The 4104-nt window shown below is 66.5% G+C and carries 4 protein-coding genes and 1 pseudogene; 4 read left to right on the top strand and 1 reads right to left on the bottom strand.

The genetic code is table 11. The annotated features are described in order from the left end of the window. The 3 genes and pseudogenes from GX543_RS03320 to GX543_RS03310 form a co-directional block, all read left to right on the top strand. Positions 1-215 (top strand): annotated as a pseudogene (locus tag GX543_RS03320) (hypothetical protein); the annotation flags it as partial. A 368-nt stretch (positions 216-583) separates the two neighbouring features. After that, the gene (locus tag GX543_RS03315) at positions 584-1096 is read left to right on the top strand and encodes a cold-shock protein (protein ID WP_290849774.1); all 513 of its coding nucleotides are present in this window, start codon (positions 584-586) and stop codon (positions 1094-1096) included. A 33-nt stretch (positions 1097-1129) separates the two neighbouring features. Beyond that, positions 1130-2440, top strand: a complete 1311-nt coding sequence (locus GX543_RS03310; protein WP_290849773.1) for a deoxyguanosinetriphosphate triphosphohydrolase — start codon at positions 1130-1132, stop codon at positions 2438-2440. A gap of 50 nt (positions 2441-2490) precedes the next feature. On the opposite strand, the gene GX543_RS03305 is transcribed toward GX543_RS03310, so the two are convergent. After that, positions 2491-2907 (bottom strand): globin, encoded by a 417-nt coding sequence (locus GX543_RS03305; RefSeq protein WP_290849772.1) that lies wholly within the window; start codon positions 2905-2907, stop codon positions 2491-2493. Between the two features lie 228 nt (positions 2908-3135). Between GX543_RS03305 and GX543_RS03300 the strand changes: the two genes are divergently transcribed. Then, positions 3136-3642, top strand: a complete 507-nt coding sequence (locus tag GX543_RS03300; protein WP_290849771.1) for a hypothetical protein — start codon at positions 3136-3138, stop codon at positions 3640-3642. The last annotated feature ends 462 nt before the right edge of the window (positions 3643-4104 follow it).

Raw genomic sequence — 4104 nt, 5'->3', positions numbered from 1 at the left:
CCGAGCGGCAGTGGGTGCACGACAGCATCGACGGCTGGGACTTCTGCGACGCCGCAGTCCTGGTGCCGGAGCCGTCCGCCGACGACGCCCGCCGCCTCTCCCGGCCGGAGACGCTGCTGACCATCGACCAGATCGACCGGGTTGACCTGGCGAAAGTCGTCGGCAAACGCGAAGCCCAGCAGATCGTCGACGGCCGCGCCGAGCGGCGGGCGTGATCGCTGGACGCTTCGCGGCGTCTATTTCGGTGCTCGATCGATCGCGTCTATCTCGGTGCTCGCGTGATCACGTCTACTTCAGTGCTCGATCGATCGCGACCATTTCGGTGATCGAGTGAATCGCGACGAAGGAGCGATTTGTATCGAGATCAGATCGCGGAGCGACGCGGTCGGCGTGGGGACGACGCTCTATCCCCTGGGACCCCCGTCACGTTCGACCAGACATTGTCGGTTGCTCGGCGGATAGTCGCCGGACCAGGTGATTCACCCCAAGACCTGGCGTTCGATAGTGCATAGTGGTATCCAGCGATGCGCTGCACGGGCAAGGGGTCCGGTTTTCGACGGCGCCGCGGAGAGTGAGTTGAGTGATGGGTGTCAGCGGCAAGGTCGTGCATTACGACCCGAATCGTGGCTTTGGTTTCCTCTCGCCCGAGGAGGGCGGCGACGACGTCTTCCTGCACATCAACGACATCGACATCGACGAGAACCTGCTGCGTCCGGGTGCCGTCGTCGAGTTCGACGTCGAGGACACCGATCGCGGGTCCAAGGCCACCAACGTCAAGGTGACCCAGGAAGCCCCCGAAGGCGGCGACCCGGCCGCCGAGCGCGCCCAGCGCCGTGACGACTTCCGCAGCCGTGACCGGCACGAACGCGGCGACCGGCACGATCGTGGTGACCGTCGCGATCGCGGTGATCGTGGCGATCGTGGCTTCGACCGCGACCGCGGCCCGCGTCGTCAGCACCGCGGCGGCGGCCCGCTGTTCAACGAGTTCACCGAGCTGCTGCTGGACTCCGCCCCGGATCTCACCGCGCGGCAGATCACCTCGATCCGGTCGCGGCTGATGGACCTCGCGTCGTCCCGCGGCTGGACCAACGACTGACGCTGCTTGAGCTCTTAGGACTCAGGAAAGCGATTGTCTGACAACACCTTCGACGATCGGTTCGCCGGCCCGCCGGTGGCCGCCTACGACGCCCACGATGTGGAGCGGGTGATGCTCGAAGCACCCAAGAAGGCGGCCATCGCGCAGCCGGCGACCGATCATCGCAGTGACTTCGCCCGGGACCGTGCGCGAGTGCTGCATTCGGCAGCGCTGCGCCGCCTCGCGGACAAGACCCAGGTGGTCGGGCCACGCGAGGGCGATACCCCGCGTACCCGGTTGACCCACTCCCTGGAGGTGGGGCAGATCGGCCGGGGCATCGCCGTCGGGCTCGGCTGTGATCCGGATCTGGTGGAGCTGGCGGGGCTGGCCCACGACATCGGGCATCCGCCGTACGGGCACAACGGGGAGCGGGCGCTCGAGGAGTTCTCGCACGATCAGGGCGGCTTCGAGGGGAACGCGCAGAACCTGCGGATCCTCACCTCCCTCGAGCCGAAAATCCTTACCGCCGAAGGGGAATCGGCAGGATTGAACCTCACGCGTGCGTCGTTGGACGCGACGCTGAAGTACCCGTGGAGTCGGAAGGCGCCCGGCACCAAGTACGGCGCTTACGTCGAGGACGAGCCGGCCCTGGAGTGGGTGCGCCGTGGCGCACCGGAGGGTCGCCGCTGCCTGGAAGCGCAGGCGATGGACTGGTCCGACGACGTCGCCTACTCCGTGCACGACCTGGAAGACGGTGTCATCGGCGGCCGAATCGACCTGCGCCAGTTGGGCTCTCGTGACGACCAGTCCGAGCTGGCCGAGCTCGGCGTGAAGTACTTCGACGGCCTGGATCCCGATGCGCTCATCGACGCCGCCCAGCGGCTGTCCGAGATGGAGATCTTCGCCTCGCTGAACACCACCTTCGACGGCTCCCTCGATGCGGGAGTCCGGTTGAAGCAGTTGACCTCTGAGCTGATCGGGCGGTTCGCCTCGGCAGCCATCACCGCGACCCGGCTCGAGTCCGGCGATCAGCCGCTGCGCCGCTACGACGCTGACCTGGCGGTGCCGCCGCATATCGCCGCCGAAGTCGCCGTGCTCAAGACCACGGCGCTGCGATTCATCTTCTCCGACAAGCGCCATCGGGCGAATCAGGACCGGCAGCGCGAACGCATCCATCGTGTCGGCACGCTGCTGATGAACACCGCGCCCGGTGGACTCGACCCGTTCTTCGTCACCCGCTGGCAGGCGGCCGACGACGATGCGGCGCGCGTGCGGGTCGTCGTCGATCAGATCGCGTCGATGACCGAGGGCCGGCTGGAGCGGCTCGACAAGTCGAGTGCCGAGGTGCAGGCGCACCTCGGCTGAGTACAGGTGTGGTGCTGAGTCCAGCGGTGGTGCTTGAGCGCCCGGAGCGCTCAGGCGCCGGCCTGGGTGAAGGTCGGACCGAGGACCGGCCGCAGCCGGCCGAGTAGGCCGGCCCAGGAGTCGGTCATCGCGGGGGTCCACCGGTCGCCGAGGCCGTCGCGGAGAGTGGCGACCACGCAGTCGAACATGTCGAAGGCCATCGCCTCGTCCACCTCGTAGGCGATGTGGTCCCACACCCAGTAGTCGCACTCGCTCGGCTCGACCCGGTGGTCGGACAGGTCGACGAGCATCTGCAGCAGGCCCGCCATCATGCGCTTCTCGAGGAACTCGTCGCCGCCGAACTCGGCCTTGGCGTCGGGATGCATGGCGAAGAAACGTTCGTAGACGGCCTCCGTGGGCTCGCCCGCGAGCTCGAGGTAGAGCTCAAAGGAGTCGGACGCCGGACTCGACGTTTCGGTGGTCGTCATGGCATCCACAATAAGCAGAAGTGCACTCATTTTAATAGGGTTACCTATCTCCATCCTGTCGGGCGACTCCGCCGAGCCCGCCCCGGAAGCGGCTCGGAGGGGTACACAGGAGGTATGAGAACCAAGCGGTTTCTACTGGTCGCGGGCGCGTGCGCGGCCCTGGCGGTGGCCGGCTGCAGTAGTGATGACTCCGCAGGCCGCTCAAACACGACGGCTGCTGGAACGACCGTGACGACCGTCGTGACGGAGACCGATGCGGGGACCGCGAGCCCCACGACGACCACCACCGCCGCACCGACGACGATCACCGGCACCGTGCCGGTGACCCGGAACCCGTCCGACGGCGCGCAGCTGACGATCACCGACATCCGGGTGGGGAGCCACGACGGCTTCGATCGGGTGGTCTTCGAGTTCGCCGGCTCCGGGACGCCGGGCTGGCACGCCGACTACACCGACGATCCGGCGCAGCCGGGCAGCGGATTCCCGATAGACGTGCCGGGCCATAGTGTGCTGGCGGTGTTCATCAGCGGGCTGCAGATGCCCACCGAATCGCCGCACCCGTCGTACACCGGCCCCAACCCGGTCCCCGGCACCGGTGTGATCACCGAGGTGAGCGACGCCGGCTGGTTCGAGGGCCAGTCGGACACCTTCATCGGCCTGACCGCCGACCGCCCCGCCGTCGACATTAGTGTCCTGTCCGGTCCGACGCGTCTGGTCATCGACGTCGCGCACTGACCGGGTCTCGCGCTCCCACTCTGATCGGTCGGCGAGCGACCCGCTCCAGTAGTGGCCACCGTCACTGTTTCCGATCGCGTGGAATCCTGAAGCGCAACCGGTGGGCGGCGGACATGAACCCGCAGGTCGGATACGTCTCGATCCGTGAGCGCTCCATGCCGGATATGCGATGACCTGGCGATTTGATTACCGGCCGACACGTGCGTAACTTAGTTCGAGTCAGAGCGGCTCGCCGCGAAGACGCCAGCCGATTCCGGTACTGCCTCGAAGTTCAGGACAGCGCAGGAGTTTGCCTCAGAGTTTTGACTCTGATAGGCTGGAGCAGTTGCCCCGAGGCGGGTGACGGACCTCAATTCACTGAAGTTCGCCGGCTATGGTTTTGCCTGGTTGGTGGTGTTGGTGGGTGTGTGTTCTTTGAGAACTCGATAGTGTGTGATGGATTTTCTTGTGCCACATTTTTTG

Origin of the sequence: Gordonia sp. (in: high G+C Gram-positive bacteria) (genome assembly GCF_012515855.1) — a bacterium.
In the GTDB taxonomy this organism is placed as follows: Bacteria; Actinomycetota; Actinomycetes; order Mycobacteriales; family Mycobacteriaceae; genus Gordonia.
The sequence above is the reverse complement of the archived record's forward strand: the minus strand, read 5'-3'. Positions and strand labels throughout refer to the sequence as shown.